Below are 25,899 nucleotides of genomic sequence, written 5' to 3' on the forward strand. Positions count from 1 at the left end.
GGACCGGCGCGGAATAGCCCGCTCATCCGTGTAGTTGAAATGTGAACTACTATGTGAGAGGCTTCCATCATGACCAGCATGCAGTTCGGCATCTTCACCGTCGGTGACGTCACGCGCGACCCCATCGCGGGCACCACGATCAGCGAGCACCAGCGGATCAAGAACACGGTCGAGATCGCGAAGAAGGCCGAGGACATCGGCCTCGACGTCTTCGCCACGGGCGAGCACCACAACCCGCCCTTCGTGCCCTCGAGCCCGACCACGACGCTGGCCTACATCGGCGCGCAGACCGAGAAGCTCCTGCTCTCGACGTCGACGACGCTCATCACGACCAACGACCCGGTCAAGCTCGCCGAGGACTACGCGACCCTGCAGCACCTCGTCGACGGCCGCACGGACCTCATGCTCGGCCGCGGCAACACCGCGCCGGTCTACCCGTGGTTCGGCTACGACGGCAGCAAGGCCGTCGAGCTGACGATCGAGCACTACCAGCTGCTGCGCCGCCTGTGGGACGAGGACGTCGTCTCCTGGGAGGGCAAGTTCCGCACCCCGCTGCAGAGCTTCACCGCGACCCCGCGCCCGCTCGACGGCGTCGCGCCGTTCGTGTGGCACGGCTCGATCCGCACCCCCGAGGTGGCCGAGCTGGCCGCGTACTACGGCGACGGCTACTTCGCGAACAACATCTTCTGGCCGAAGGAGCACTACATCCGGCTGATCAACTTCTACCGCCAGCGCTACGCGCACTACGGCCACGGCCAGCCGCACCAGGCGATCGTGGGTCTCGGCGGTCAGTTCTTCATGCGCAAGAACAGCCAGGACGCGGTCGACGAGTTCCGCCCGTACTTCGACAACGCCCCGGTCTACGGCCACGGTCCGTCGCTGGAGGACTTCACGGCGCAGACGCCCCTGACGGTGGGCAGCCCGCAGCAGTTCATCGAGAAGACCCTGACGTTCGCCGACTACTTCGGCGACTACCAGCGTCAGCTCTTCCTCGTCGACCACGCGGGCCTGCCGCAGAAGATCGTGCTCGAGCAGCTCGACCTGCTCGGCGAGGTCCTGCCGACCCTGCGCGCCGAGTTCGACGCGCGCCGCCCGGCCGACGTGCCGGACGCGCCCACCCACGCGGCCCGCGTGGCCGCGCGCGACGCGGCACTCGAGGCTCCGGTGTCGGCATGACGAGGATTGTCGTCGTCTCTGCGGGCGTCAGTGACGCCTCGAGCAGCACGCTGCTCGCCGGGCAGGTCGCCGCGGCGATCACCCGGGCCGACGCGACGATCTCGATCGAGACCGTCGAGCTGCGCCCGTTGGCGCACGACGTGATCGACGCGTCGATCACCGGCTTCGCGTCGCCGCGGCTGCAGCACGTGCACGACCTGATCTCGCAGGCCGACGGGCTCGTCGTGGTCTCGCCGGTCTACAAGGCGTCCTACACGGGCCTGTTCAAGGCCTTCTTCGACGCGATCGACCAGGACGTCCTGGTGGGCACGACCGTGCTGCTGGCGGCCACGGGCGGCACGGCGCGCCACTCGCTCGCCCTGGACTTCGCGATGCGTCCGCTGTTCGCCTACCTGCAGGCCGTCGTGGTGCCGACCGGGGTCTTCGCCTCCCCGCACGACTGGGGCAGCGAGGGCGCGGGCGCGCTCGAGTCGCGGGTCGAGCGGGCGGTGGGCGAGATGCTGTCGCTGCTCGGCGGGACCGGCTCGGGCCGGTCGGCCAGCGACGACATCGACCTGTTCAGTGAGACGATGCTGAGCATCTCCGACCCGCGTCGCGATTAGTCCGCTCGGGCGGAAGCATCCTCGCCCTGGGCACGTTGACCTACGCGTACCCGAATCAGAGGAGCGAGCATGAACCAGCCCACCGCGTCCGCCGCAGGCACCTTCGACCTGGGAGGCGACCTCCCGGTCAACCGCCTCGGGTACGGGGCCATGCAGATCACGGGCGAGGGCGTGTGGGGATGGCCGAAGGATCGTGACGGCGCCGTGGCCGTGCTGCGCCGGGCGGTCGAGCTCGGCGTGACGCTGATCGACACCGCCGACTCCTACGGCCCCACGGTCTCCGAGGAGCTCATCCGCGAGGCCCTGCACCCGTACGCCGACGACGTCGTGATCGCGACGAAGGCGGGTCTGACCCGCACGGGCCCCGGTGAGTGGATCCCGGTCGGGCGCCCGGCCTACCTGAAGCAGCAGGTCGAGCTGAGCCTGCGCCGCCTGGGCCTGGAGCGGATCGACCTGATCCAGCTGCACCGCATCGATCCCGAGGTGCCCGTGGCCGACCAGGTCGGCGCGTTCAAGGAGCTGCAGGACGAGGGCAAGGTGCGCCACATCGGCCTGAGCGAGGTCGACGTAGCCCAGCTCACGGAGGCTCAGAAGACGGCCGAGATCGTCTCGGTGCAGAACCTCTACAACCTCGCGCATCGCGACTCCCAGGAGCTGCTGGACCACTGCACGGCCGAGAACATCGCCTTCATCCCGTGGTTCCCGCTCGCGACGGGTCAGCTCGCCGCGTCCGACGGACCGCTCACCGAGCTCGCGAGGGAGCACGGCACCAGCCCGTCGCAGCTCGCCCTGGCCTGGCTGCTGCACCGCTCCCCCGTCGTGCTGCCGATCCCGGGCACGAAGAGCGTCGAGCACCTGGAGGACAACGTGGCCGCCGCGGCGCTCGAGCTGAGCCAGGACGAGGTCGACGCGCTGACCGCTGCGGTCTGAGCGCTGGCGCCAGCCACCACCCGCACCGAAGCCGGGTCGCGACCGTGGGGTCGCGACCCGGCTTCGCTCGTCCGGCTCAGCCGACGGGGCCGGTGCCGAGCGTGACCGTGGCGGACTGCGCGGCGCCGCCCGCGTCGGTCCACGCCACGGTGACCTGGTCGCCCGGGGCGTGCTGGGCGATCAGGTCTGACAGCTCGGCGGTCGTGGCCACGGGGGTCCCGTCGAGCGCCGTGATGGTGCTGCCGGCCGCGATCTGCGCCTTCGCCGCGGCGGTGTCCTGGACCGCTCCGGTCACGAGGGGCACCTCGGACTGCGGGTCGAGCTGCACGCCGAGGAAGGCGCTGTCGCCGAGGTGGATCGTGTCGGACGCGTCGCCCTTGACGATCTGGCGGACGATCGTGACGGCGTCGTCGATCGGCACGGCGTAGCCGACGATGTCGGCCTGGCCCTGCGAAGCGGCGGTCGTCATGCCGATGACCTTGCCGTGGGAGTCGAGCAGCGCGCCCCCGGAGTCACCGGCCACGACGTCGGCGTCGATCTCGATGAGTCCCGTGAGGTCCTCGGCGCCGGAGGCGGACCGGGCGGTGATCTGCTGGTCGAGATCGGTCACGGTGCCGGCCGCGGCGCTCGCCGCGCCGCCGTCGCCGTTCGCGTTGCCGACCGCCACGATCTTGTCGCCGACCGTGACCTTGGCCTTGCGGTCGAGGTCGACCGGGGTCAGGCCGGAGGCGTCCTTCAGCTGCAGCACCGCGACGTCGGCGGTGTCGTCGTAGCCGACGACGTCGGCGGCATAGGTCTTGCCGGTGCTGACGACCTCGACCTGGATGCTCGTGGCGCCCTCGATCACGTGGTGGTTGGTGAGGATCGTGCCGTTCGAGGTCAGGATCATGCCGGTGCCCGCACCGCCACCGTCGCCGTAGTCGACGACGGTGTTGATGTAGACCAGGCCCTTCTCCTGCTCTTTCGTCGCATCCGTGGCGGGGGAGCTGGCGTTGTGGGTCTGGCCCTGGTTGCTCGGCTGCAGCTCGATCATGCCGGGCACGGCGGCCGTGGTGTCGGGGCGCGCCTCGGTGATCGCGAACGCGACGCCGGCGGCGCTCAGGACCACCGCGGCCGCGAGACCGGCGATCGCGGCGATCAGGCCGCGGTTGGGCGTCGTGGTCGCCGGAGGCCGATCGAACGGCGGGGGCGGCGGCGCGGCAACGGCCTGCGCCGGGGGCGGGGAGATGGGGGCGGCATGCTGCTCGCCATGGGGCTCGGGGCGGGGTGTCGTCTCGTCGCTCACGTCGGGGCTCCTTCTGGTCCGTAGCTCCAGAGAAGCTCGGGGCTCTGTGGTCAGCCTGTGACGATCCGCAAGATTCGCCGAGGATTGCAGAGCGCTCGGGTTGCCGGGTCTCCGGCCCTGGGGTGGAGTGTGCAGATGAACGTCTCCGACATCGAGTCAGGCATCGACCGCGTCTTCGCCCCGGTCTCCGACGCGGTGTCGTCGGTCGTCTTCGCCGAGGTCAGCATCGGAGGCACGAGCTTTCCCCTCATCGTGGGGTGGCTCGTGCTCGGTGCGCTGATCTTCACGATCACCTTCAAGGTCGTGCAGGGCTGGGGCGTGGGCCACGCCATCGCCCTGGTGCGCGGCAAGTACGGGAGCAAGGACGACCCGGGCGAGGTGTCGCACTTCCAGGCCCTCACCTCGGCGGTGTCGGGCACCGTCGGACTGGGCAACATCGCCGGTGTCGCGGTGGCGGTGTCGCTCGGTGGACCCGGTGCGACGTTCTGGATGATCCTGGCCGGCCTGCTCGGCATGTGCACCAAGTTCGTCGAGTGCACGCTCGGGGTGAAGTACCGGGTCGAGCACGAGGACGGCACGGTCAGCGGCGGCCCGTTCCGGTACCTGCCGATCGCGTTCAAGCGCTTCGGCGCCGCGCCGGCCGCGATCCTCACGGGCGTGTTCGCGGTGTCGATCTTCTTCTTCGGTGCCGTCGGCGGCAACATGTTCCAGGCCAACCAGACCTTCGCGCAGGCCCGCAACGTGACCGGCGGCGACGACGGCATCCTCGGCAGCGACCGGGCGGCGCTGATCTTCGGCATCGTCCTGGCCGTGCTCGTGGGCCTGGTGATCATCGGCGGCATGAAGTCGATCGGCGCCACGACCGCGCGCCTGGTGCCGACCATGGCTGCCGTCTACGTCATCGCCTGCGTCACCGTGATCGTGGTCAACGTGACCGAGGTGCCCGCGGCGTTCGGCGAGATCATCACCGGGGCGTTCAACCCCGAGGGAGTCGCCGGCGGTGTGCTGGGCGTGCTCGTGATCGGCTTCCAGCGCGCGGCGTTCTCCAACGAGGCGGGCGTCGGATCGGCCGCGATCGCGCACTCGGCGGCCAAGACCCGCCGCCCGGTCACCGAGGGCCTGGTGGCGATGCTCGAGCCGTTCATCGACACCGTGATCATCTGCACGATGACCGCCCTGACGATCGTGATCGCCCATCCGCAGTCATTCCTCGACGCGCGTGAGGCCGCGGCCTCGGGCCAGCCCGCCAACCCCGACGGCGTCGTGCTGACCTCCGACGCGTTCGCCACGGTCGTGCCGTGGTTCCCCGAGGTCCTGGCCGTCGCGGTGGCGCTCTTCGCGTTCTCGACCCTCATCACGTGGGCGTACTACACGCAGAAGGCCTGGACCTACCTGTTCGGCCGGTCGGTGGCCAAGGAGCGCACCTTCCAGGTCGTGTTCCTGCTCTTCACGGTCGCCGGCAGCGTCGTGACGCTGACCGACGTCATCAACCTTGCCGACTCGATGCTGTTCATCTGCGCCCTGGTCAACATCCTCGGCCTCTACCTGCTGCTCCCGGTCGTGCGCCGCGAGCTCAAGGAGTACTGGGCCGACCGCGCCGAAGGCCGCCTGGTCCGCGCCGACGCGGGCGACTGACCCCGTTCGCGCCCGGCAGGGCCGCTGACGTAAGATCCTCGGCGGTGGCGTGTCCGAGCGGCCGAAGGTGCATCACTCGAAATGATGTGTGGGGTCAAACCCACCGTGGGTTCAAATCCCACCGCCACCGCGTTGTGATCTCTCAAGAGATCGGAGACACCCGGACCTGCATTGGCAGGTTCGGGTGTTGTCATTTCTGGGGTTGGTAGTCCTGTTCTGGGTTGATTTCCAGTTCGCGGAGGAGTTCGCCGGTGGCGTCGTTGACGACGCGGACGTGGAGGTCGTGGACGAGCAGGATGACGTGGGTTCGGGCGTGGGTTCGGCCGATGCCGATGTGGTGGAGTCGGCCGGCGATGCGCAGGGTGACGACGCCGCTGGTGTCGATGCGGTCGTGTCGGATGCGGGCGTGGGTCTCGGCGTCGCGGCTGCTCGATGGCAGTGCTTTCGGGAGCGCGTCATAGCGGGCTGCGGGGGTGGTTCGGTGTGGGAGTGAGCGGTGCGGCCGGCGGTGGTTGTAGTAGTCGACGAACTCATCGAGCAGCGCCTGTAGTTCGGCGATCGTGGCTGGCTGCGGTTGGGCGCGGAGCCATTTCTTCATGGTCTGCTGGAAGCGTTCGACTTTGCCTTGGGTGGTGGGGTGGTTGGCTCGGCCGTTCTTCTGGATGACGTGGAGGCGGCGGAGCTCGTTCTCGAGCGCGTTGCGGCCAGGACGGCTGGCGAAGCGGGTGGTGGGGGCACCTCCCTGCACGAAGTGCTTGGGGGAAAGACCATGCCGTTGTCGGTCAGAGTGGAGGCTGGAATCCCAGCGGTTCTGACCGCCTGGCGGAACGTGTCTCGAACGATGATCGCGGTCACGGCTCGGTGGGCGGTGACGTTGATGGCGAAGCGGGTGCAGTCGTCGAGCCAGGTCAGGACCTCGACGTCGACGCCCGTCGTGAGGCGGTAGTGGGTGAAGTCGGACTGCCAGGTCTCGTTCGGCAGGGAGGCTTCGAAGCGGATGTAGGAGGACTTGGGTCGCTTCCTCGGTTCGGGTTCGACCAGGCCGGCGCGGGTCAGGGTCCGGCTGATCGTCGCCGGCGAAACGACCGCGCCGTGGTGCTGGGCCAGGTGCCAGGCGATGGTGTCGGGGCCGGCGTCCAGACCCTTGCCGGTCAGCCTCGTGCGCAGGCCGATGATCAGCTCGACGACAGCAGGATCTATGGCGGTCGGTGAGGTCTTCGGTCGCCTCGACCGTGGTTCGAACGCGGCGTCGCCCTCGGCCTCGTAGCGGGCCTTGAGCTTGTAGACCCAGGAGCGGTGGACGTCGTAGCGGGCAGCGACCTCCGCGGGGCTCTGGTGCTCGACGAACAGGGCGGTGATGACCAGGCGCGCCTTCGACATCCCCGAGCATCAACCCAGCCTGGCTGTCTCCGATGTCTTGAGAGATGTGTCGCCGATGTCCTGAACCAGCACACCACCGCCACCGCGTTGTGATGTCTCAGGACATCGGCAAGGCGTGAACCCACGGATGTGGGTTCACGCCTTGTTGTTTCTGGGGTTGGTAGTCCTGTTCTGGGTCGATTTCTAGCTCTCGGAGGAGTTCGCCGGTGGCGGCTGCGACGACGCGGACGTGGAGGTCGTGGACGAGCAGGATGACGTGGGTTCGGGCGTGGGTCCGGCCGATGCCGATGTGGTGCAGGCGGCCGGCGATGCGCAGGGTGACGACGCCGCTGGTGTCGATGCGGTCATGCCGGATTCGGGCGTGGGTCTCGGCGTCGCGACTGTTGGCCGGTAGCGCTTTGGGCATGGTCTCGAAGAGCGTCGCTGGTGGCGCCCGGTGTGGGAGTGAGCGGTGCGGTCGGCGGTTGTTGTATTCGTCGACGAACTCATCGAGCAGGGTCTGGAGCTCGGCTGTCGTGGTCGGCTGCTGCGGTTGAGCGCGGAGCCATTTCTTCATGGTCTGCTGGAAGCGTTCGACTTTGCCCTGGGTCGTGGGGTGGTTCGCGCGGCCGTTCTTCTGGATGACGTGGAGGCGGCGGAGCTCGTTCTCGAGGGCGTTCCTGCCTGGTCTGGACGCGAACCGGGTGGTGGGGGCACCTCCCTGCACGAAGTGCTTGGGGGAAAGACCATGCCGTTGTCGGTCAATGTTGATGCCGGGATTCCAGCTGTTTTGACGGCTTGTCGGAACGTGTCTCGGACGATGATGGCGGTCACGGCGTGGTGGGCGGTGACGTGGATGGCGTAGCGGGTGCAGTCGTCGAGCCAGGTCAGGATCTCGACCGCGGTGCCGTCGGTGAGGCGGTAGTGGGTGAAATCTGACTGCCAGCATTCGTTCGGCATGGAGGCTTCGAAACGGTGCGTGCTCCTGGCCTACGCGGTCTGGATGCCCCTGCACTTCATCGGCGTCGCGTCGATCGGTCACGTGGCCATCTGGGGCGCGGCCGCGTACGTCGCGATCCTCGGGACCCGTGAGTGGGAGATCGGCCTGCTCGCACGGTTCGCCGTCGCGATGGTCGTGGGCGTCGTCCTGGCGGCGGTGGTCGCGAGCGTGACGATGCGGGTCCGCGGCCTGGTGTCGGCAGCGGCCGTCACCCTCGGACTGGCTGGCCTGATCGTCAACGTCCTCGGCAACCTCGAGGTCACCGGCGGCACGACGGGCCTGACCTTCGTGACGCCGCTGGAGCTGTTCGGCGTGGAGTACACGCCCCAGGACACCGACATCATGGTCTACTCGATCGGCTCGGTGCTGATCGGCGTGGTGGTCGCGGCCCTCTGGTTCCTGCAGCGCAGCCGTGTGGGCCGCCGGATGATCGCGGTGAGGGACGCCGAGACCCTGGCCACGAGCCTCGGCGTCGGGACCCATCTCGTCAAGGTGGTGGGCTTCGCGGTCTCCGGCGTCGTGGTCGGCGCTTCAGCGGTGCTCTACGTCCACTACAACCGCTACGTCGACCCCAGCCTCTTCCACGACACGGTGGCGATCAACGTCCTCCTCGCGGTCATCGTGGGCGGGTCCACGTACCTCCTCGGGCCCCTGGTCGGTGCGGTGCTCCTGGCGTTCCTCCCGGAGCTGCTCCCGTTCGACGGCGTCATGAACCGGGCCGTCTACGGGATGATCGTGGTGCTCATCGCCACCTACGCCAACGACGGCCTGACCGGCTGGGTCCGGCAGGCCGCCCGCCGGGTGCGGCGACGTCGTCCCCCGCGAGCTCGGCCCCCCGTCGACCGTGCCGACGAAGGAGTGCCCGCATGAGCCAGGTCCTGCTGGAGGCGACCGACGTCGCCAAGCACTTCGGAGCGGTCCACGCGGTCGACTCGGTCTCGTGGAGCCTGTCGGCGAACGAGATCTGCGGCGTCACCGGGCCGAACGGGTCCGGCAAGACGAGTCTGTTCAACTGTCTCTCGGGCTTCTACCCGATCACGAGCGGCTCGATCCGGTGGCACGGCGAGGACATCTCCCGGACGTCGATGCGCCAGCGGTCGCGTCGGGGGCTGGTCCGCACGTTCCAGGACGCCGAGGTCTTCGGCAGCCTGTCGGTGCGCGACAACGTCGAGGTCGCCCGTGAGCAGGCCCGTCGGGGCGCTCGGGCGTCGGAGCTGCGCAGCGCCGACGACCTGCTGGACGTCGTGGGACTTGCCGGGCAGGGTCACCGCACGGCCGGGGCGCTGTCCTACGGCAACCGCCGGCTGCTCGGGGTGGCGATGGCGCTGGCCACGGCACCTCAGGCCGTCCTCCTCGACGAGCCGACCAGCGGGCTGAACGAGATGGAGTCGGCCGAGGTGCAGCGGCGGCTCCGGGTCCTCCCCGAGGTGGGCATCGCGGTCGGGATCATCGACCACCACATGGACTTCCTCCTCCCGCTGTGCGATCGCGTGATCGTGCTGCAGTCCGGAAGCCTGCTGTGGGAGAGACCTCCGGAGGCGTTCGAGTCGTCCGAGGTCGTCATGGACGCCTACCTGGGTCGCGCAGCGCGGTGAGCCCACCCGGGGGGCCGACCACCGCACTCGTGATCGGCGGCACCGGGCCGACGGGCCCCCACGTCGTCGACGGACTGCTGGCGCGGGGCATGGACGTCACGGTCCTGAACCGAGGTGGTCGGCCGGTCCGGTTCGCCGGTGCCGTCGAGCAGGTCGTGGCCGATCCGCACGTCGCCGAGAGCCTGGCGTCCGCGCTGCGCCACCGGAGCTTCGACGTCGTGGTGGCGACCTACGGCAGGCTCCGACTGATGCCGCCGATCCTGCGGGAGTGCACCGATCGTCTCGTGACGGTCGGGGGGACCGCCTATGCCGAGCTGCCCGCCGGGGCCGCGGTCGAGGACTCCCCGCGCGACCTCGTGCACACGATCGTGCGGCGCATGGTCGAGACCGAGCAGACACTGTCGGAGGCGCACGCGGCCGGGGACTTCGTGCACACGCACCTGCGGTTCCCCCTCCTGTGGGGCCCGGGTCAGATCGCCCCGAAGGAGTGGAGCATCGTGCGGAGGGTCCTCGACGGACGTGCGTTCATCCCCGTCGTCGACGGCGGACGCACCCTGGAGTCCAAGTGCTTCGTGACGACGGCGGCTGCTGCTGTCCTGCTCGCCGTCGACCGACCCGGGGCCTCGGCTGGGCGGACGTACAACGTGGCCGACGCCGAGACGCCCGACGACGCGACGCGTGTGCGGGACCTGTGTGCGGCGCTCGGGCGACCCGAGGTGCGACTCGTCAACCTGCCCCAGACCGTTCACGGTCCCGGAGGGTTCTGGGGCGTGGGTCGGGACCTCGACGCCGCAGTCGAGGGGCGGCCGGCCTCCACGCGTCATCGCCTGATCTCGTCAGACCGTATTCGTGACGAGCTCGGCCTGCGTGACGTCGTCCCCTACGCCATGGCCGTCGACGCCGTCGCGCGCCACTGCACCTCCTGGCCGCTCGAGCGTGGCGGCGAGGCCGAGTCGACGCTTGCCGACGCCTTCGACTACGCGGCGGAGGACCGGTTCGCGGAGGAGCTCGAACGGTTCCACGCGCGGGCGGCCGCGATCGGCTTCACGCCGCGTGGTTTCCGCCACCAGTACGACCACCCGCCGACCCCCTGACCGGGGTCCGGCCGTCGGACTTCGAGTCGCTCAGGACTGCCGTGCGGCGGCGTCCCGACGCCCCGTGGTGACCAGGACGACTGCCGCCGCTGCGGCGAGCAGGATGACGAGCCCGGCGTACCAGGGCATCATCGCCGCGAAGCCGTGACGCTCGATCAGCAGGCCGCCGCCGAAGGCCGGGATCGACGCGAACGTGTAGCTCACGAGGTAGATCGCGGCGAGGGTGCCGGCGACGCTCTCGCCGCCGAGCCGTGCCACGAGGGCGCGCATCGAGCCGCTCGTGGAGGCGCCGAACCCGATGCCGGCCACGACGCTGGCCGCCAGGAACGCCGCGCCGGACCGCCACTCGAGGGCGAGCAGGACCCCCACGACCCCGGTCACGAACGTGGCGAGCCCGCACAGGCCCGCCGCCCGGGGAGCGAGTCGTGACGTGAGTGGTCCACCGAGGACCGTGCTCCCGAGCATCGAGGCGACGACGAGCCCCCAGAACACGGGTCCGGCCGAGGGGAAGGTCGACTGCGCCAGCGACGGCCCGAGCGACTGGTAGAACCCGCCGAGGGTCCAGGCCGCGAGGTACGCGGCCGCCGCGCCGGCGAAGAGCGGACGCACCGAGCTCGGGACCGTGATCGTGGGGCGCAGGTTCCTCGCCAGCTCACGGGCGCGATGGGTGGGCGCGGCGGGTGGGCGGACCGTCTCGGGAGCGAGGAGGATGCCGACGGCGGCGATGGCCGTCAGCACGATCGCCGCGGTGTAGAGCGTGCGGTCGGGGACGTCGATCCGGGAGATCGCGACGCCCGAGGCCACCGCCCCCAGCGCCACCGCCCCGGTCGGTGTCGCGCTCGTCACGAGCGAGGCGAGCTGGTGGCGGCCAGGGGCGCGCAGGTCGACGACCATCGCCCCGATGCTGGTCATCGCCATGCCGGTGGCGACGCCCTGGACGAGTCGGCCCATGACGAGTGCTTGTGTCGACTGGACGTCGAGCATCACGAGGCACGCGGCCGCGCCTCCGGCGAGGCTCGCGAGGGCCGCCGGACGACGGCCGACGACGTCGGACACGCGACCCAGCACCAGGACGGCGAACGTCACCGCCAGCAGGTAGGCCCCGTAGGACGCCGTGACGCCTGCGGTGCCGACTCGGCCTGCCTCGATGTAGACCGGATGGAGGGGTCCGGGGGCCCCGGCGGCCAGCATGACGGCGGCCATCGCGGCCCCCGCACCGGCGAACCCGAGTCGGCGCCGGGCGGCGCCGAGCTCGAGGTCGCGCGGTGCGTCGACGTGGCTCACGTCGTCGCTGCGGCCGGTCGCTACAGCTGCTCCGGCCCGAGCGGCGTGACGGTCCGGGTCGCGAACCGCCAGCCGTCGGGGGTGCGCACGAGCGTGTCCCGGTACACGCCGGCGACGAGCAGCTCGACGGCGTCGCCGGCCACGGCCACCGCGATCGCGTGGGCCGTCCCCGTCGCGGTCTCCCCGGACACCTCCACCTGCAGGTTGCGCACGAAGTGGTGCGAGCGGGCCGAGCTGCTCGCGGCCCGGCTGGCGAGTCGGTGGAGGCCGTCCCGTCCCTCGACCACGTTCCCGTCGGGGAGGGTGAACCGGCCGTCCGGCGTGAACGTCTCGACGTAGTCGTCGGGGCGGCCCTCGTCGAAGGCCCGTCCGTACGCGTCGTAGAGCGCGGCGATCTCGGGGTGCGTCATGAAGCTCACTCCTGGTAGTCGCCGGAGCCGGACCACATGAACGACTCGCAGTCCTGGGTCTGGTCCTCGGTCAGCAGGCCGGCGTTGACGAGGAACGTCGAGATCGAGTCGAAGCCGCCGCAGTCCACGACCGAGGAGATGCTGTGGTGGTTGGCGTCGTAGATCGCGGCGCGCACGGCCTCGTCCATGTCCAGACTCTGGCCGTAGGCCGCGACCGTGCCGTCCTTGTCCTCCTGCATGAAGTCGTTGGCCGCAGCGATCGCCGCCGCGAACTTCTCGAACTTCTCGGGGTTCTCCTCGGCGTTCTTCCGGTCGGCCTGGTAGACGATGCTGGTCCAGCCGCCGAGGATGCCGGGCACCTCGTCCGGGTTGCGCAGGTCGAGCATGGCCTTGGCGTCGTGCGTGCCGTCCAGGAGCGTCGTCGGTCCGGGCTCGGTCGCGACGTAGATGTCGACCTGGCCGGCCTCGAACGCGCCGATCGCCTGGGCGCCGGTGCCGATCGCGACGTACTGGAGGTCCTGGTCCGGGTCCAGGCCAGCCTCAGCGGCGAACGCGCGGGTCATGTTCTCGATCTCCGAGGCCAGCACCGGCACACCGACGACGGCACCCTTGAAGTCCTTGGCGACGGCGGGGAAGCCCTTGCCCTCGTTCGGGGTGTCCCAGTCCTCCTGGGCGATCCACGTGTAGGCCGGCGCCTGGAAGCCCGCGACGATCCCGACCAGGTGCTGCCCGGCGGCGTTCGCCAGCATGCCGTTGCCGGGGGAGTTGAGCATGACGTCGATGCTTCCCGACGCGATCGCGCTGACCATCTGCGGACCACCGGCCAGGTCGACGATCTCGACCTCGAGCCCCTGGTCCTCGAAGAAGCCCTGCTCGAGGGCGACGAGCGGGGCGAGGCTGTTGAAGTTGCCGCCCGGGACCATGCCGAGGCGGATCGTGTCGACCCCGCCGGCGTCCGAGCCGGAGTCGTCCGATCCGCCGCAGGCGGCCAGGACGGCGACGAGCGACGTGGCGAGGGCCCACGCGGCGAGGCGTCGATGGAGCTTCATGTGGTGTTCCTTTCGGAGCCCTCGCCCGCGGGGGTGGGGCGAGGTGACGGGGTGGGCGTGGTGGACAGGTGGTGTGGGCGAGTGGCTACTGCCAGCGCAGGAGCCGTCGCTCGACGAGCGCGAGGAAGGCGTTGAGGAGCAGCGAGATCGCGGCCAGGATCACGAGGGTCGCGAGGACGCCGGACATCTGGAACCGGCCCGCATAGGACGTGATCTGCTGGCCGAGGCCGGCCGAGGCGGCGAGCATCTCGCCGAACACGACGCCGAGCAGCGAGTACACGAGCCCCAGGCGCAGTCCGGCGAAGATCGTCGGCACCGAGCCGGGCAGCACGATCTTGGTGAAGACCTGCTGGCTCGTGGCGCCCATCGACCGGGCGGTCGTCGTGAGCTCGCGGTCGACGCTCTTGATCCCCGCCTCGGTGTTGATCAGGACGATGAAGAAGACCAGGCTCACCGCGAACCACACCTTCGACGCCGAGCCGATCCCGAACCAGAGGATGAACAGCGGCGCGAGCGCGACGCGGGGCATCGCGTTGAACGCGCGCAGGTAGGGCGAGAACACCTGGTCGAGCAGCGGCACCCGCGCGAACACCATGCCGACCAGGACGCCGAGCGCCGATCCGATCGCGAAGCCCAGGAGCGTCGAGCGCAGCGTGACCCAGCCGTGGGTCCAGACGTCCCCGCTGCGGAAGTACTCCACGAGCGCGTCCCAGACGAGGCCGGGCGAGCTGACGTAGAACTCGTCGAGCCACTCGCGCGAGACGGCGAGGGACCAGCCGCCCACCGCCACCACGAACACCAGCAGCTGCAGCCCGAGGACCAGGGCCCAGCGTCCGCGCCCGCGGACGGGAGCGGGGCGGGCCTCGTCGTTCGCGGTCGGCTGGCTCGCCCGGAGCTCGACCGTCGACTCCGCCGTCACGACGCGACCTCGTCGGTCGACTCGTCGATGCCGGTGTCGTGCTCCATCGCGTCCCAGACGAGCTCGGACAGCCGCCGGAACTCCGGGTCGAAGCGGATCGTGGCGACGTCGCGAGGACGGGGGAGGTCGATCGGGATGTCGAGCTTGACGCGACCGGGCCGTCCGCTGAACACGATCACGCGGTCGGCCAGCGCGATGGCCTCGTCCAGGTCGTGGGTCACGAACATGACGGTGTTGCCGAGGCCCTCCCAGATCGAGAGGAACTCGTTCTGCAGCGTCACGCGGGTCTGGGCGTCCAGCGCCGCGAACGGCTCGTCGAGCAGGAACAGGTCGGGGTCGAGGGCGAGCGTGCGCGCGACGGCGACCCGCTGGCGCATGCCCTGGGACAGCTGCTTGGGGTAGTAGTCGGCGAACGAGCTCAGGCCGACCTTGGCCAGCAGGCGGCTCGAGGCCAGGTGCCGCTCCTCGGCGCGCACCTTGCGGAGCTCGAGCCCGAGCTCGACGTTCTGCCGGGCCGTCCGCCACGGCAGCAGGCCGTCCCGGGCGAACATGTAGCCGACGTCACGGCCGACCTGGGAGCGCGGTCGTCCGCCGACGGTCACGGTGCCGGAGGACGGTGTCACGAGCCCGGCGACCATGTTCATGACCGTGGTCTTGCCGCAGCCGCTGGGCCCGACGACCGACACGAACTGGCCCTGCGGGATCGAGATCGAGACGTCGTCCAGGGTCTGCACGGATCGACCGCCCGACGTGAAGTGATGGGTCACGCCTCGGATCTCGATCGAGGTCTCGCGGGGCTCGGAGGCCGCGTCGGATGTCATCGGGGTCCCTTCCTGGAGTGCGTTGGGGCCTCAGCGTGGCACGGGTCACACTGGCCGTCAACACATGAGTTGAAGAAAGCAACGTTGCTGTTGACGAACGTCGAGCGGGTTCGTACGGTGACCTCGCCGCCCCCGCCGGGAGCGGACCGTCGCCCGAGGAGGCGCCCATGTCGCAGCACGCCCGCATCGAACGAGAAGCCCAGCGCCTGCTCGGTGTGCACGCCGGCGGGGCGCCCGTCCCGGCGCTCCACGAGGAGGGTGAGCTCGAGCTCGCCGACGCCTACGCGGTCCAGCGCCGCGTGTTCGGAGAGCTGCACGGATCGTCGCCCGCGGGCTACAAGGTCAGCCTGGTCGCGCCGGAGCACCGTGCCGCGTTCGGGGCCAGCGAGCCGACGTGCGGTCGCCTCGGGGAGTCGCAGCTGGTCCCCTCGGGGCGGACGATCGCGATGTCGTCGCTGTTCCACCCGCTGGTCGAGCCCGAGCTCGTGTTCCGCGTCCGGCGCGACCTCTCGCCGAACGCGTCCGCCGACGAGGTCCGGGAGTCGTGCGACGTCATGGCCGGCATGGAGATCCCCGACTCCCGCTGGCGAGGGTGGTCGCCGGTGCCCGGCCAGACCGTCGGCGACCTCGTCGCTGACGCGTCGTTCGCCGGGCGCGTCGTGCACGCCGAGGTCGGTGTGCCGGCGGCCTCGCTCGACCTGTCCGCCGTCGTCGGCGAGCTGCGCCACGACGGCGTCGTGATCGGCACGGGCCGCGGCGACGCGGTCATGGGCGATCCTGTGCTCGCCGTGGCGTGGCTCTCGGGGATGGTGGCCCGCGGTGGCGAGATCCTGCGGGCCGGGGTGCTCGTCGCCTCGGGCACGTTCTTCTACCCGCCGTCGGCCGAGCCGGGCACCTACACCGCGTCGTACACCGGGATCGGTCACGCGAGCGTGACGTTCGCCTGAGGGCGTCGACCCCTGTCCGAATCAATAAAACAAACGCTTGCTTGACAGGGCAGATTCGCAGTGATTGGCTCGGGGACCTGGACGTGCGGTGCGTCACATTGGTGCGTGATGCAACTGCAATGCCAGTGATTTCTCGTCGGGTGACCGAGATCAACACAACAGTTGATTTTCGGCTGCAGCCTGGTCTACAGTGCTGTTGACAGATGTGACCCAGAGCACGTTGTGCAGAAGGAGTTGGTGACGGTGGCTCAGCAGGAAGCCGTGGAGGTCGACGACGCTCGACCGCTCGCCACGGCCCGCCGCGGGGGCTCGGAGGTGCCGCCACGCAGCCCCGTCGCGCGCCTTGCCGGGGCCGTCTCGCACGTCGGTGTCCCGATGCTCGTGATGCTCGTCGTGCTGGTCGCCATCGGCATCGGCGGCTCGCAGGTCTGGATCGACATCGCGAACCTCGCGATCATCGCGGCCCTCGGGGCGATCGGTCTCGACCTCCTGCTCGGCCACACCGGGCTCATCTCCGTGGGCAACGCGGCGCTCCTGGCCATCGGAGCCTTCGTCGTCGCGGTGCTCAACCGGGAGATGGAGGTGCCCTTCGTCCTCGGGGTCGCGCTCTCGGCGCTCGTGTGCGGCATCGTCGGCATGATCGTCGCGCTGCCGGCGCTCCGGATCTCGGGCCTGTACCTGGCCATCGCCACGATGGGCTTCCACTTCGTCGCGATCTGGGCACTGCGCGAGTGGCAGACCGGTCAGGTCGGTGACAGCGGGTTCACGGTGCCCATCGCGAACGTGTTCGGTCTCGAGCTGCTGGACCTGCGGGTCTGGTTCGTGTTCCTGGCCGTCGTGCTGGTCGTCGTGCTGCTGGGATACCGCGCGCTGGTCGAGAGCCGTCCGGGGCGGGCGCTGCACGCGATCCGCGAGCGCCCGGCCCTGGCCCAGATGAGCGGGATCTCCGTGACGCGGCACAAGGTCACGGCCTTCGTCGTCAGCTCGATGCTGATCGGCGTCGCGGGTGCCTTCACGGCCTACTACATCGGGCACGTCAGCTACGCGAACTTCCAGAACTTCCACATCGCGATCGAGTACCTCGCGATGGTCATCCTGGGTGGGCTCGGCACGGTCTACGGCCCGGTCATCGGCGCCGCGGTCATCGTGAGCCTGCCGCACCTGGTCCGCGAGCTGCGGGTCGGACTCGGCCTGGAGGACGCGATCAGCAACACCCAGATCTACCTGGTCCAGGGCGCCGTGGTCGGCCTGGCGGTCTCGGCGATGGTCATCTTCCAGCCCCGCGGGCTCGTGGGTCTCGGCGAGAGTCTCGGTCGACTGGTCAGGAGGAAGCGATGAGCCACGTCGAGGTCACGGACGTCAGCGTCCGCTACAGCCGCGGAGCAGCGGCGGTCCACGGTGCCAGCCTGTCGGTCGCGCGCGGTGAGTGCGTCGTCGTGCTGGGTGCCAACGGCGCCGGCAAGACGAGCCTGGTGCGCTCGATCTGCGGATTCCTGCCGCACGAGAACGTGCAGGTGTCGGGGCAGGTGTCGGTCGGCGGCACGTCGATCGGGCGGCTCGACCCGGCGCGCCGGGCGCGCCGCGGCATCGCCTACATCCCCGAGCGCGACAAGATCTTCCGTGAGCTCAACGTCTCGGAGAACCTCGAGATCTTCGCCCAGCGTCGCCGGTCGAAGGCTGGACTCGCCGATGACCGGGAGCTCGCGTTCGACGTCTTCCCGGCGCTGACCAAGCTCCCCGCCGGCCGGCCGGCCGGGTTCCTGAGCGGCGGCGAGCAGCAGATGCTCGCGATCTCGGGAGCGATCATCAGCTCGCCCGACGTCCTGCTGGTCGACGAGCCGTCGCTCGGACTCGCGCCGATCATCGTGCTCGAGATGATGAGTGCCCTCGGGCGCATCATGGCCGAGCGTGAGCTGGCGCTGCTCCTGGTCGACCAGAACGTGCGGTCGACGCAGCACCTCGCGCACCACGTCTACACGATGGACTCCGGGGTCCTGCGCCTCGAGACCGGCCCGAACGTGCACGAACGCCTCATCCGTGAGGGCTACTCCAAGGCGGTCGCCTCGTGAACGCCCCCGTGCTGACCTGCGACGCGGTCTCGCTGCACTTCGGCGGGGTCTCGGCCCTGCGCGACGTCTCGTTCGCCCTCGCCCCGGGCGAGATCGTCGGCCTGATCGGACCGAACGGTGCCGGCAAGTCGAGCCTGATCAACTGCCTGACCGGGTTCTACGTGCCCCAGGAGGGCGTCGTCACGGTCGCGGACCGGGACATCAGCGGACTCGATCCCCGCCAGGTGGCGCTGCTGGGCGTCTCCCGGACCTTCCAGCAGGCCGAGAGCCTGTCCGGGATGGGCGCGGCCGACGTCATGATGCTGGGGCGCGACCGGTTCCTGCCGTCGGGCTTCGCGGCCTACGCGTTCGGCTGGCCGCCTGCGCGGAAGGCCGAGCGCGCGGCGCGCCAGGTCGTCGAGGGGCTGGCCGCCGACCTCGGCATCGCCGAGGTCGTGCGCCGCAACACCGCCTACGAGAACCTGCCGTACGGCGTGCGCAAGCTCGTCGACCTGGGTCGTGCCCTGGCCTGCGAGCCGGAGATCCTCCTGATGGACGAGCCGGCCGCGGGCCTGACGTCGGACGAGAAGGCCGTGATGTCAGACGTCATCGCGCGCATCCGCGACACGATGGGCATCGCCCAGCTGCTCGTCGACCACGACCTCGCGTTCGTGTCGGCCCTGGCTCAGCGCCTCGTCGTGCTCGACGCCGGTGCCGTCATCGCGACCGGGCCCAACGACGTCGTGCTCGCCGACCCGCGTGTCATCGACTCCTACATCGGCCGACCCGACACCGACACCACGCCGCTCGAGGAGCACGCATGAGCATCGACATGGCCTACCAGACGGTCGTGAGCGCCGCGGTCGTCGGCGTGATCTACAGCCTCATCGCCCTGGGGTACGTGGTCGTGTACCGCGCCAGCCGGGTGTTCAACTTCCTCCAGGCGCAGTTCCTGTACTTCGGTGCGCTGCTGTTCATCACGCTGTGGGGCGGCGACAGTCTCGCGACCTTCGCGCTGGCCCTCGTGGCCACGACGATCGTCGTGGGCATCGGCGGCGCCGCCCTGTACGCGCTCGTGATACACCGCACCGCCGGTCAGCCGCACTGGATCCAGATGCTGCTCACGATGTTCCTCGGGATCGCGGGCCTCAACATCGCCCAGCTCGTCTGGGGCTCGGACCCGCGCTTCCTCAGCGCGCCGGGGGAGCGGGTCAACTGGACCTTGCCCGGCGGCGCCGTGATCAGCCGTGTCGACGTCGTGATCCTGGTGGGCGGCGTCCTGCTGTGGCTCGCCCTGTACTGGCTCCTGACGGTCTCGCCGATGGGCGTCCGGCTGCGGGCCACGGCCGAGAACTCCACACTCTCGGCGTACAGCGGCATGCCGCTGACGCGGTGGTTCGGGGTGGCCTGGGCTATCGCGGCGGCCGTCGGCGTGCTCGCGGGCGTCAGCTTCGCGATGCGCGTGCCGGTCGACCCGACCATCACCGAGATCGGACTGATGGCCTTCCCGGCCGCGATGATCGGCGGGATGGACAGTGTCAAGGGCTGTCTCGTCGGCGCGATGATCCTGGCGCTGGTCCAACAGTTCGCCGCCGTGCTCTGGGACGTCCAGACGAGCATCGCCGCCGGCTTCGCCGTCGTGCTGCTCGTGCTGATGATCCGTCCGCGAGGCCTGTACGGCTCCCCCATCGTGGACCGCGTCTAGCGCACGGTCCCGGGTCCGCGTGTCGGCACGGCCGGCCGCCCCATCGAGAAGAAGAGGCAACACATGAGGACGAACAACCTGTCCGGCCGTCGTGCTGGTCGGATCGTACGAGCGTCGGGGGCGGCCGCTCTGGTCGTGACGATGCTGGCCGCGTGCGGCGGGGGGAGCGACTCCGGGACGGAGGACGGCCCCTACAAGATCGGCTTCGTCGGCAGCCTGTCCGGAGCCGTGGCCCCGGTGGGCACGGCCCTCCTGGCCGGGTTCAACCTCGCGATCGACGACGTGAACGCGAACGGCGGCGTCAACGGTCGGGAGATCGAGGTCGTGACCGAGGACGACGAGGCCGACGCCTCGGCCGGCATCACGGCGGTCCGTGCGCTGGCGGCCGAGGACGTCCTGATGGTCGCGGGCGCGAACATCAGCACCGTGGCCGAGGGCATCCTCCCGACCCTCGAGCGCGAGGAGATCGTCCTGCTCGCCCAGGGTGCGCCTCCGTCGATCCTGGACCCCGTGCGTCGCACGATGTTCCAGATCGACCAGACGTCGTCCTCGAACGCCCAGCCCATGACGGAGTTCGCGGCCGAGCTGCTCGGCAAGGAGAAGTTCTCCGCCGGCATCGGTCCGGTCGACACCCCGGCCGGCGTGGCCTGGGGCGACAACGTCGAGACCCTCGCGTCGGACAAGGGCTTCACGATCACGAGTCGCGTCTCGGTCCCCGTGACCCCCGGCGACGTGACGGCCCAGGCCCAGCGCCTGGTCGAGGGCTCGCCCGACATCCTGCTGCTGGAGGCTCCGGACGGACCCCTCGTCGCCCTCGTGGAGAAGATCCGCGACCTCGGCTACACCAAGCCGATCGTGAACTTCTCCTTCGGCTCGGCGTCCAAGACGCTCGAGACGATCGCCGACCCGGGTCTGTACGTGTTCCGCACGGCGGCGCAGTACGACCCGCTGAGCGAGGACGAGGGCACGAAGAAGTTCGTCGAGCTCGTCGATGCCGCCGGCCAGGCCGACCAGGCGCGGTCCGCGACGCAGTACACGCAGGGCTACCTGATGGGCCTCACGGTCGTGAAGGCGCTCGAGGAGTGCGGTGAGGACTGCGACCGGGCCAAGCTCGCCGACGTGTTCAACGACCTCGAGGTCGAGACCGGTGGCTTCACGCCCAGCCCGTTGACGTTCACCGAGGACGACCACCTCGCGACCAACAGCGGCTCCTTCTACTCGTGGGACGGCTCGGCCATCGTCGTGGCGCTCGACGGCCAGCAGTTCGCCGGATCCGTCTACACGCTCGAGGCGGAGGTCCCCTCCTCCTGAGCACGGACTCGGCGGGACCCGCTCGACGAGCGGGTCCCGCCGAGGTGCCCCCCACCTGCAGCACCGACGCTGACCACCACCTCGACCGGACGGACGACCATGAAGGTCTACGAAGCGATGGCCCAGGCCTTCCGCGATGAAGGCACCACGACCCTGTTCTCCCTCATGGGGGACGCCAACATGTACTGGATGGCGACCCTGGTCGCGGACGGACAGGTCACCAACGTCCACGCGCGCCACGAGAACGCCGCGATGGCGATGGCCGACGGCTACGCCCGGAGCACGGGCTCGGTCGGCGTCGCGACGGTCACGAGCGGTCCGGGCCTCGCCCAGGCGATGACGGCCCTCGTCGGTGCCGCGCGCTACCAGTCGCCCGTCGTGCTGTTCGCGGGCGACACCCAGCGCGGCGACACGGCCGCGCTCCAGTACATCGACCACGAGGCGTTCGGGCGTCTGTGCGGCGTGCACGTCGAGACCGTGCGGTCCGCGAACCAGGCCCTCGACGCGGTGCAGCGGGCGTTCCTGCGCGCGCGCACGCTGCGCCAGACCGTCATGCTGAGCGTCCCCATGGACGTGCAGGAGCAGCTGCTCGACGAGTACCGCTACACCCCCTCGCACGAGCTCGGCGAGGCCTCGGGCGTCCTGGTGCCCGACCAGGACACGCTCGATCAGGCGCTCGGCCTGATCGCGTCCTCACGGCGCCCCGTCCTGATCGTCGGCACCGGCGCGGTCCAGGGCGACGCCCTCGGGCCCGTCGCCGCACTGGGCGACCGCATCGGTGCCCTGTACGCCACGACCCTGCTGGCCAAGGGCACGTTCGACGACTCCCCGTGGGGTCTCGGCGTCGCCGGGACGTTCTCGCGGCCGCAGGCCGAGAAGGTGCTCGGCGAGGCCGACCTGGTGATCGGGGTCGGCGCGAGCCTCAACCGGTTCACGCGCCAGGAGGGCCACCTGTTCGCCCAGGCGCGCACGATCCAGATCTCGCACCAGGCCGCCGCCGAGATGGTGCAAAAGCAGCCCACGACCCTCTACCTGCGGGGCGACGCCGCGGCAACGGTCCAGCTCCTCGAGGAGTCCCTGGCCGAGGCCGAGCACACCGCGGTGGGTTGGCGCGAGCGCTTCGAGCGCGAGGCGTGGGACCCGCACGACGCCGCGGAGGCCGGCCGGGTCGAGCCCGGCGAGGAGGCCATGGACCCGCGCGACGTCGTGGCCGCGCTGGAGCGGACGATCCCCGACGACGCGATCGTGGTCTCGGGCGCGGGGCACTTCTGGTCGTTCGTCAACAAGGGCCTCACGGGCCGCGGCGGGCGACGCTTCCTGTACTGCCTCGGGTTCGGCTCGATCGGTCAGGCGCTGCCGGTCGCGGTCGGCGTCGCGGTCGGTCACCCGGGTCGCCCGGTCGTCGTGATCGACGGGGACTCCAGCATCCTCATGCACGTCGCGGAGCTCGACACGGCGGTCCGCGCCGGCGTCGACCTCACCGCGGTGGTGCTCGACGACGACGCGATGGGGGCCGAGCTCCACAAGCTCCGGCTGAAGCAGGTCCCCGACGCGGCGGCGCTCGTGCCGACGCCGCGCCTCGACCTCGTGGCTCAGGGCCTCGGTGCCGAGGGGTCGATCGTGCGCGACCAGGCGGTCCTGGACGAGCTCCTCGACGGGCACGCCTGGACGGGCGTGACCCTCGTGGACGCCAAGGTCTCGACGTCGGTCGTCGACGTGTCGGCCGTGATGGGCAACGAGGTCAGCGTCACGGCCTGAGGTCGGGGCCGGGCGACGCGGTCGGCCGCTCGCGCGCGGCGAACGCCGCGAGCCCGGCGACGGCGTCGCCACGGCCGACGAAGTACTCCTGGCTGAGCAGCCGCTCGTGCTCGAGCGCGTCGCGCTGGCGCAGCTCGCTGCCCTCGGTGACCATCGCCTTCATCGTCACGAGGGCGGCGCGGCTCGTCGCGCGAAGACGATCGGTGATCTCGGACAGTGCACGGCCGAGTGCCTCGGCCGGCACGGACCGCACGACGAGCCCGATCCGTTCGGCCTCGGGGCCGTCGAGGTGGCGCCCGGTGAGGAGGAGCTCGAGCGCGCGCTGCGTCCCGATGCGACGCGGCAGGCGCTGGCTCCCGCCGGCACCGGGCACGAGGTCGTACGCCGCGTGCTGGTCGCCGAGGCGACTGCGGTCGGTGCACACCGCGAGGTCGCAGGCGAGCGCGAGCTCGAGCCCGCCGGCGAGCGCGAACCCGTCGATCGCGGCGACGGTCGGGACCGGCAGGGTCTCGATCGCGAGGAGCGTGTCCCGGATCGTCGCCGTGAACCGGAGGGCTGCGGCGCCGTCCTCCAGGATCCGCTCGGACCGGGCGACGTCGAGGTCGACGCCGGTCGAGAACGCACGACCGCCGACGCCGCGGAGCACCACGACGTGGACGGTCTCGTCGTCGCGCACCGCGTCGGCGGCCCGGCGCAGGCCGTGGATCGCCGCGAGGTCGAGCGCGTTGTGGCGGTCGGGGCGGTCGATCGTGATGGTGGCGACGCCGTCGTCGACGGCGAGGGAGACGGTCTCGCGTCCCGGGTCACCCATCGGCGCCACCGGCGTGCAGGGCGTCCTCGGCGAGGAGGCGGACCTTGACCTGGCCCGGTCGTGACCGGCTCGCACGCTCGAACGCCTCCGTCGCCTCGGCGAAGCCGAACGTGTGGGTGAAGTAGCCCGCCGCGAGGTCGGGATGCCGGCGGAGGTGCTCGACGGCCTGTTCCAGCGCGGGGCGTCGCTCCGTCACGATGCCCGTCCGCAGGGTCAGGCCCTTGCGGAACGCGAGCTGCAGCGGGACGGGGTACACGGGCTCGTCGGGCACGCCGAAGAGGAAGATCGTCGCCCCGGGGGCGGCCGCCTCGATCGCGTGCGCCACGGTGTGCGTCTGGTGTCCGACGGCCTCGATCACGACGTCAGGTCGGTCGACGTCCGCGATCCGGGCCGCCCAGCGGCCGCTGTGCGCGTGGACCGCCTCGTCCATCCCGTAGCGGGCCGCGACGTCCGACCGGTCGATCGGGTCGACACCCGTGACCCGGCCGGCGCCCAGCACCCGGGCAGCGTGCGTGAACAGCAGCCCGAAGGGTCCGAGCCCCACGACGGCGACGTGCCGCCCGGCGAGGTCGCCGAGGCGGGCCATCGTGTCGAGCACGCACGCCAGCGGCTGCAGCACCACGGCGTCGTGGGGGTCGAGGTCGGCAGGCACGCGCAGCAGGCTCGCGGCGTGGGTGAGGGTCAGCTCGGCCAGGGCGTCCGAGCCGGTCGCCCAGCCCACCGCGTGGGCGCCGACCGGGAGGTCGGGGTCGTCGCTCTCGAGGACCTCGCCGACGACCTCGTGCAGCGGGTAGCCAGGGACCTCCGCCGCCCGCGCGCCTCGGTCGTCGAAGAGCGTCGACACCGCACCGTCGAACCACGGGAGGTCGCTGCCGCACACGGCACCCACGACCGTGTGGAGCAGCACCTGGTCGGTGGTCGTCCGGCGAGGTGCCGGAACGTCGTGGGGCTCCAGCCGACGGGGCCCGGCGAGCTGCCAGGCCCGCATCATCGAGGGGGTCGCGGAGGTCACGGCGTCGGGGGCGGGCGCCACACGAGGTCGGCGCCGACGTCGGCGATCGTCGGGCGGCCGGACAGGGCCATCGCCGAGTCGAGCTCGGAGCGGAGGATCTCGAGCACCTGCGTCACCCCGGCCTCCCCGCGGCACGTGAGGCCCCACCAGTACGGGCGGCCGACGAAGACCGCGCGAGCGCCGAGCGCGAGGGCCTTGAGCACGTCGGTGCCGCGGCGCACGCCTCCGTCGAGCATCACGACCGCTCGGTCGCCGATCGCGGTAACCACCTCCGGCAGCACGTCGATCGTGGCGGGGACGCCGTCGAGCTGGCGGCCGCCGTGGTTCGACACGATGACCCCGTCGGCGCCCGCGGCGACCGCGAGCTCCGCGTCGTGGGCCGACATGACGCCCTTGACGACGAGCGGCCCGGGCCAGAGCTCGCGCAGCCAACGCAGGTCGTCCCAGCCCGAGGCCGGGTTGGTCAGCTCCTCGTTGGCGTACTTCATGAGCGCCATGCCCCGTGACTGCGGGGCGAACTCGGCGAAGTTCTTGAACGTGATCGGAGGGCCGCTCACCAGGTCGAGGGCCCACCTCGGGTGCCGCGCGCCCTCGAAGACGTTGCGGGCCGTGATCCGCGGCGGCAGGCTCATGCCGTTGCGGAGGTCACGGTCGCGGGTCCCGACGATCGGGACGTCGACCGTCACGACCAGCGTCGAGTACCCGGCGTCCCGGGCCCGGCGGACGACGTGCTCGACGGCCCGGCGGTCGCGCCAGAGGTAGAGCTGGAACCAGAGCGGGCGGTCGCTCACCGCGGCGAGCTCCTCGACCGAGAACGCGGAGGCCGAGCTCACGACGTAGGTCGTGCCGAAGCGGCTCGCGGCACGAGCTGCCTCGAGGTCGGCATGACGGTGCACGAGACGCTGCAGACCGGTCGGCGCCAGCATGACGGGGCTCGTGAGCTCCTCGCCGAGCACCGTGGTCCGGGTGGACCTCGCGCTGACGTCGACCTGCTGCCGTGGCTGGATCCGCAGGCGGCGGAAGGCCTCCTGGTTGTCGACCATCGAGACCTCGTCGCCGGCCGCACCGTCGACGAAGTCGAACACGAAGCGCGGGAGCCGTCGGCGGGAGCGTCGGCGCAGGTCCTCCAGGGTCACCGGGGGCGTCAT

At 70.7% G+C, this 25,899-nt stretch carries 27 protein-coding genes and 1 tRNA gene; 15 read left to right on the forward strand and 13 right to left on the reverse strand.

Going from position 1 to position 25,899, the window contains the following annotated elements; all coding sequences use genetic code 11:
- Nucleotides 1-78 precede the first annotated feature (78 nt).
- The 3 genes from KAG51_RS12780 to KAG51_RS12790 all read left to right on the forward strand — a co-directional run bounded on the left by KAG51_RS12780 (nt 79) and on the right by KAG51_RS12790 (nt 2,708).
- Entirely contained in the window at nt 79-1,176 is a 1,098-nt protein-coding gene (locus tag KAG51_RS12780) for an LLM class flavin-dependent oxidoreductase (RefSeq protein ID WP_290584298.1), read from the forward strand.
- The gene (locus KAG51_RS12785) at nt 1,173-1,778 is read left to right on the forward strand and encodes a CE1759 family FMN reductase (protein WP_290584226.1); all 606 of its coding nucleotides are present in this window, start codon (nt 1,173-1,175) and stop codon (nt 1,776-1,778) included. Before KAG51_RS12780 ends, KAG51_RS12785 begins: the two co-directional genes overlap by 4 nt.
- Nucleotides 1,779-1,847: 69 nt before the next feature.
- A complete protein-coding gene (locus KAG51_RS12790; RefSeq protein WP_290584227.1) occupies nt 1,848-2,708 on the forward strand; it encodes an aldo/keto reductase in 861 nt (286 codons plus the stop codon).
- A gap of 76 nt (nt 2,709-2,784) precedes the next feature.
- Here KAG51_RS12790 and KAG51_RS12795 read toward each other — a convergent pair whose 3' ends face one another.
- Nucleotides 2,785-3,993: a trypsin-like peptidase domain-containing protein gene (locus KAG51_RS12795; protein ID WP_290584228.1), complete on the reverse strand. Its 1,209-nt coding sequence runs from the start codon at nt 3,991-3,993 to the stop codon at nt 2,785-2,787.
- 135 nt (nt 3,994-4,128) lie between these two features.
- Here KAG51_RS12795 and KAG51_RS12800 point away from each other — a divergent pair, with 135 nt between their 5' ends.
- Together KAG51_RS12800 and KAG51_RS12805 are read left to right on the forward strand one after the other, a co-directional pair.
- A complete protein-coding gene (locus KAG51_RS12800; protein WP_290584229.1) occupies nt 4,129-5,628 on the forward strand; it encodes an alanine/glycine:cation symporter family protein in 1,500 nt (499 codons plus the stop codon).
- Nucleotides 5,629-5,671: 43 nt separating this feature from the next.
- Nucleotides 5,672-5,758 (forward strand) — tRNA-Ser (locus tag KAG51_RS12805).
- Between the two features lie 60 nt (nt 5,759-5,818).
- Here the strand turns inward: KAG51_RS12805 and KAG51_RS12810 are convergent.
- The 4 genes from KAG51_RS12810 to KAG51_RS14045 form a co-directional block, all read right to left on the reverse strand.
- Nucleotides 5,819-6,292 (reverse strand): integrase core domain-containing protein, encoded by a 474-nt coding sequence (locus KAG51_RS12810; RefSeq protein ID WP_363316174.1) that lies wholly within the window; start codon nt 6,290-6,292, stop codon nt 5,819-5,821.
- On the reverse strand, nt 6,223-7,008 hold the full coding sequence (locus tag KAG51_RS12815) for a helix-turn-helix domain-containing protein (RefSeq protein WP_290584231.1): 786 nt from the start codon (nt 7,006-7,008) through the stop codon (nt 6,223-6,225). The genes KAG51_RS12810 and KAG51_RS12815 overlap by 70 nt, the downstream gene beginning before the upstream one ends.
- A 97-nt stretch (nt 7,009-7,105) precedes the next feature.
- Nucleotides 7,106-7,630 (reverse strand): integrase core domain-containing protein, encoded by a 525-nt coding sequence (locus KAG51_RS12820; RefSeq protein WP_363316175.1) that lies wholly within the window; start codon nt 7,628-7,630, stop codon nt 7,106-7,108.
- Nucleotides 7,561-7,947, reverse strand: a complete 387-nt coding sequence (locus tag KAG51_RS14045) for a DDE-type integrase/transposase/recombinase (protein ID WP_363316172.1) — start codon at nt 7,945-7,947, stop codon at nt 7,561-7,563. Before KAG51_RS14045 ends, KAG51_RS12820 begins: the two co-directional genes overlap by 70 nt.
- Between KAG51_RS14045 and KAG51_RS12825 the strand changes: the two genes are divergently transcribed.
- The 3 genes from KAG51_RS12825 to KAG51_RS12835 are packed head-to-tail and all read left to right on the forward strand — an operon-like array spanning nt 7,946 to nt 10,676.
- Complete coding sequence (locus tag KAG51_RS12825; RefSeq protein WP_290584233.1) at nt 7,946-8,857, forward strand: branched-chain amino acid ABC transporter permease; 912 nt, start codon at nt 7,946-7,948, stop codon at nt 8,855-8,857. The genes KAG51_RS14045 and KAG51_RS12825 overlap by 2 nt on opposite strands.
- Entirely contained in the window at nt 8,854-9,582 is a 729-nt protein-coding gene (locus KAG51_RS12830) for an ABC transporter ATP-binding protein (RefSeq protein ID WP_290584234.1), read from the forward strand. The genes KAG51_RS12825 and KAG51_RS12830 overlap by 4 nt, the downstream gene beginning before the upstream one ends.
- Complete coding sequence (locus tag KAG51_RS12835) at nt 9,579-10,676, forward strand: hypothetical protein (protein ID WP_290584235.1); 1,098 nt, start codon at nt 9,579-9,581, stop codon at nt 10,674-10,676. The genes KAG51_RS12830 and KAG51_RS12835 overlap by 4 nt, the downstream gene beginning before the upstream one ends.
- 30 nt (nt 10,677-10,706) lie before the next feature.
- Here the strand turns inward: KAG51_RS12835 and KAG51_RS12840 are convergent, their stop codons facing one another.
- The 5 genes from KAG51_RS12840 to KAG51_RS12860 form a co-directional block, all read right to left on the reverse strand.
- On the reverse strand, nt 10,707-11,960 hold the full coding sequence (locus KAG51_RS12840; protein ID WP_290584236.1) for an MFS transporter: 1,254 nt from the start codon (nt 11,958-11,960) through the stop codon (nt 10,707-10,709).
- Between the two features lie 20 nt (nt 11,961-11,980).
- Nucleotides 11,981-12,370, reverse strand: coding sequence for a nuclear transport factor 2 family protein (locus tag KAG51_RS12845; RefSeq protein ID WP_290584237.1), 390 nt, complete (start codon nt 12,368-12,370; stop codon nt 11,981-11,983).
- A gap of 5 nt (nt 12,371-12,375) precedes the next feature.
- Entirely contained in the window at nt 12,376-13,419 is a 1,044-nt protein-coding gene (locus tag KAG51_RS12850) for an ABC transporter substrate-binding protein (RefSeq protein ID WP_290584238.1), read from the reverse strand.
- Nucleotides 13,420-13,504: 85 nt separating this feature from the next.
- Nucleotides 13,505-14,338: an ABC transporter permease gene (locus KAG51_RS12855; RefSeq protein WP_290584239.1), complete on the reverse strand. Its 834-nt coding sequence runs from the start codon at nt 14,336-14,338 to the stop codon at nt 13,505-13,507.
- Nucleotides 14,335-15,159 carry an ABC transporter ATP-binding protein gene (locus tag KAG51_RS12860; protein WP_290584240.1) on the reverse strand — a complete coding sequence of 275 codons (825 nt, stop codon included), beginning with the start codon at nt 15,157-15,159 and terminating at the stop codon, nt 14,335-14,337. Before KAG51_RS12860 ends, KAG51_RS12855 begins: the two co-directional genes overlap by 4 nt.
- A 167-nt stretch (nt 15,160-15,326) precedes the next feature.
- Here KAG51_RS12860 and KAG51_RS12865 point away from each other — a divergent pair, with 167 nt between their 5' ends.
- The 7 genes from KAG51_RS12865 (at nt 15,327) to KAG51_RS12895 (ending at nt 22,928) form a co-directional block, all read left to right on the forward strand.
- On the forward strand, nt 15,327-16,106 hold the full coding sequence (locus tag KAG51_RS12865; RefSeq protein WP_290584241.1) for a hypothetical protein: 780 nt from the start codon (nt 15,327-15,329) through the stop codon (nt 16,104-16,106).
- A gap of 243 nt (nt 16,107-16,349) precedes the next feature.
- On the forward strand, nt 16,350-17,444 hold the full coding sequence (locus KAG51_RS12870) for a branched-chain amino acid ABC transporter permease (protein WP_290584242.1): 1,095 nt from the start codon (nt 16,350-16,352) through the stop codon (nt 17,442-17,444).
- Nucleotides 17,441-18,175, forward strand: coding sequence for an ATP-binding cassette domain-containing protein (locus KAG51_RS12875; RefSeq protein ID WP_290584243.1), 735 nt, complete (start codon nt 17,441-17,443; stop codon nt 18,173-18,175). The genes KAG51_RS12870 and KAG51_RS12875 overlap by 4 nt, the downstream gene beginning before the upstream one ends.
- The gene (locus KAG51_RS12880) at nt 18,172-18,978 is read left to right on the forward strand and encodes an ABC transporter ATP-binding protein (protein WP_290584244.1); all 807 of its coding nucleotides are present in this window, start codon (nt 18,172-18,174) and stop codon (nt 18,976-18,978) included. Before KAG51_RS12875 ends, KAG51_RS12880 begins: the two co-directional genes overlap by 4 nt.
- Nucleotides 18,975-19,859 (forward strand): branched-chain amino acid ABC transporter permease, encoded by an 885-nt coding sequence (locus KAG51_RS12885; RefSeq protein ID WP_290584245.1) that lies wholly within the window; start codon nt 18,975-18,977, stop codon nt 19,857-19,859. The genes KAG51_RS12880 and KAG51_RS12885 overlap by 4 nt, the downstream gene beginning before the upstream one ends.
- Before the next feature lie 63 nt (nt 19,860-19,922).
- Complete coding sequence (locus tag KAG51_RS12890; RefSeq protein ID WP_290584246.1) at nt 19,923-21,170, forward strand: ABC transporter substrate-binding protein; 1,248 nt, start codon at nt 19,923-19,925, stop codon at nt 21,168-21,170.
- Between the two features lie 99 nt (nt 21,171-21,269).
- Nucleotides 21,270-22,928 carry a thiamine pyrophosphate-binding protein gene (locus tag KAG51_RS12895; protein WP_290584247.1) on the forward strand — a complete coding sequence of 553 codons (1,659 nt, stop codon included), beginning with the start codon at nt 21,270-21,272 and terminating at the stop codon, nt 22,926-22,928.
- Here KAG51_RS12895 and KAG51_RS12900 read toward each other — a convergent pair.
- Genes KAG51_RS12900 through KAG51_RS12910 form a run of 3 tightly spaced genes read right to left on the reverse strand, consistent with a single transcriptional unit; the run spans nt 22,918 to nt 25,899 of the window.
- The gene (locus KAG51_RS12900; RefSeq protein WP_290584248.1) at nt 22,918-23,739 is read right to left on the reverse strand and encodes an enoyl-CoA hydratase/isomerase family protein; all 822 of its coding nucleotides are present in this window, start codon (nt 23,737-23,739) and stop codon (nt 22,918-22,920) included. The genes KAG51_RS12895 and KAG51_RS12900 overlap by 11 nt on opposite strands.
- A complete protein-coding gene (locus tag KAG51_RS12905; RefSeq protein WP_290584249.1) occupies nt 23,732-24,751 on the reverse strand; it encodes a zinc-binding dehydrogenase in 1,020 nt (339 codons plus the stop codon). Before KAG51_RS12905 ends, KAG51_RS12900 begins: the two co-directional genes overlap by 8 nt.
- Nucleotides 24,748-25,899 (reverse strand): alpha-hydroxy acid oxidase, encoded by a 1,152-nt coding sequence (locus KAG51_RS12910; RefSeq protein ID WP_290584250.1) that lies wholly within the window; start codon nt 25,897-25,899, stop codon nt 24,748-24,750. The genes KAG51_RS12905 and KAG51_RS12910 overlap by 4 nt, the downstream gene beginning before the upstream one ends.

This window comes from Aeromicrobium sp., assembly GCF_023146395.1.
In the GTDB taxonomy this organism is placed as follows: Bacteria; Actinomycetota; Actinomycetes; order Propionibacteriales; family Nocardioidaceae; genus Aeromicrobium.

What these genes read in the sequence shown, in the direction of transcription:
- KAG51_RS12825 (WP_290584233.1), top strand. Translation starts at nt 7,946, where the DNA reads ATGGAGGCTTCGAAACGGTGCGTGCTCCTGGCCTACGCGGTCTGGATG.
- KAG51_RS12845 (WP_290584237.1), bottom strand. Translation starts at nt 12,370, where the DNA reads ATGACGCACCCCGAGATCGCCGCGCTCTACGACGCGTACGGACGGGCC.
- KAG51_RS12850 (WP_290584238.1), bottom strand. Translation starts at nt 13,419, where the DNA reads ATGAAGCTCCATCGACGCCTCGCCGCGTGGGCCCTCGCCACGTCGCTC.
- KAG51_RS12875 (WP_290584243.1), top strand. Translation starts at nt 17,441, where the DNA reads ATGAGCCACGTCGAGGTCACGGACGTCAGCGTCCGCTACAGCCGCGGA.
- KAG51_RS12860 (WP_290584240.1), bottom strand. Translation starts at nt 15,159, where the DNA reads ATGACATCCGACGCGGCCTCCGAGCCCCGCGAGACCTCGATCGAGATC.
- KAG51_RS12800 (WP_290584229.1), top strand. Translation starts at nt 4,129, where the DNA reads ATGAACGTCTCCGACATCGAGTCAGGCATCGACCGCGTCTTCGCCCCG.
- KAG51_RS12830 (WP_290584234.1), top strand. Translation starts at nt 8,854, where the DNA reads ATGAGCCAGGTCCTGCTGGAGGCGACCGACGTCGCCAAGCACTTCGGA.
- KAG51_RS12885 (WP_290584245.1), top strand. Translation starts at nt 18,975, where the DNA reads ATGAGCATCGACATGGCCTACCAGACGGTCGTGAGCGCCGCGGTCGTC.
- KAG51_RS12780 (WP_290584298.1), top strand. Translation starts at nt 79, where the DNA reads ATGCAGTTCGGCATCTTCACCGTCGGTGACGTCACGCGCGACCCCATC.
- KAG51_RS12785 (WP_290584226.1), top strand. Translation starts at nt 1,173, where the DNA reads ATGACGAGGATTGTCGTCGTCTCTGCGGGCGTCAGTGACGCCTCGAGC.
- KAG51_RS12790 (WP_290584227.1), top strand. Translation starts at nt 1,848, where the DNA reads ATGAACCAGCCCACCGCGTCCGCCGCAGGCACCTTCGACCTGGGAGGC.
- KAG51_RS12865 (WP_290584241.1), top strand. Translation starts at nt 15,327, where the DNA reads ATGTCGCAGCACGCCCGCATCGAACGAGAAGCCCAGCGCCTGCTCGGT.
- KAG51_RS14045 (WP_363316172.1), bottom strand. Translation starts at nt 7,947, where the DNA reads ATGCCGAACGAATGCTGGCAGTCAGATTTCACCCACTACCGCCTCACC.
- KAG51_RS12910 (WP_290584250.1), bottom strand. Translation starts at nt 25,899, where the DNA reads ATGACGCCCCCGGTGACCCTGGAGGACCTGCGCCGACGCTCCCGCCGA.
- KAG51_RS12895 (WP_290584247.1), top strand. Translation starts at nt 21,270, where the DNA reads ATGAAGGTCTACGAAGCGATGGCCCAGGCCTTCCGCGATGAAGGCACC.
- KAG51_RS12890 (WP_290584246.1), top strand. Translation starts at nt 19,923, where the DNA reads ATGAGGACGAACAACCTGTCCGGCCGTCGTGCTGGTCGGATCGTACGA.
- KAG51_RS12815 (WP_290584231.1), bottom strand. Translation starts at nt 7,008, where the DNA reads ATGTCGAAGGCGCGCCTGGTCATCACCGCCCTGTTCGTCGAGCACCAG.
- KAG51_RS12900 (WP_290584248.1), bottom strand. Translation starts at nt 23,739, where the DNA reads ATGGGTGACCCGGGACGCGAGACCGTCTCCCTCGCCGTCGACGACGGC.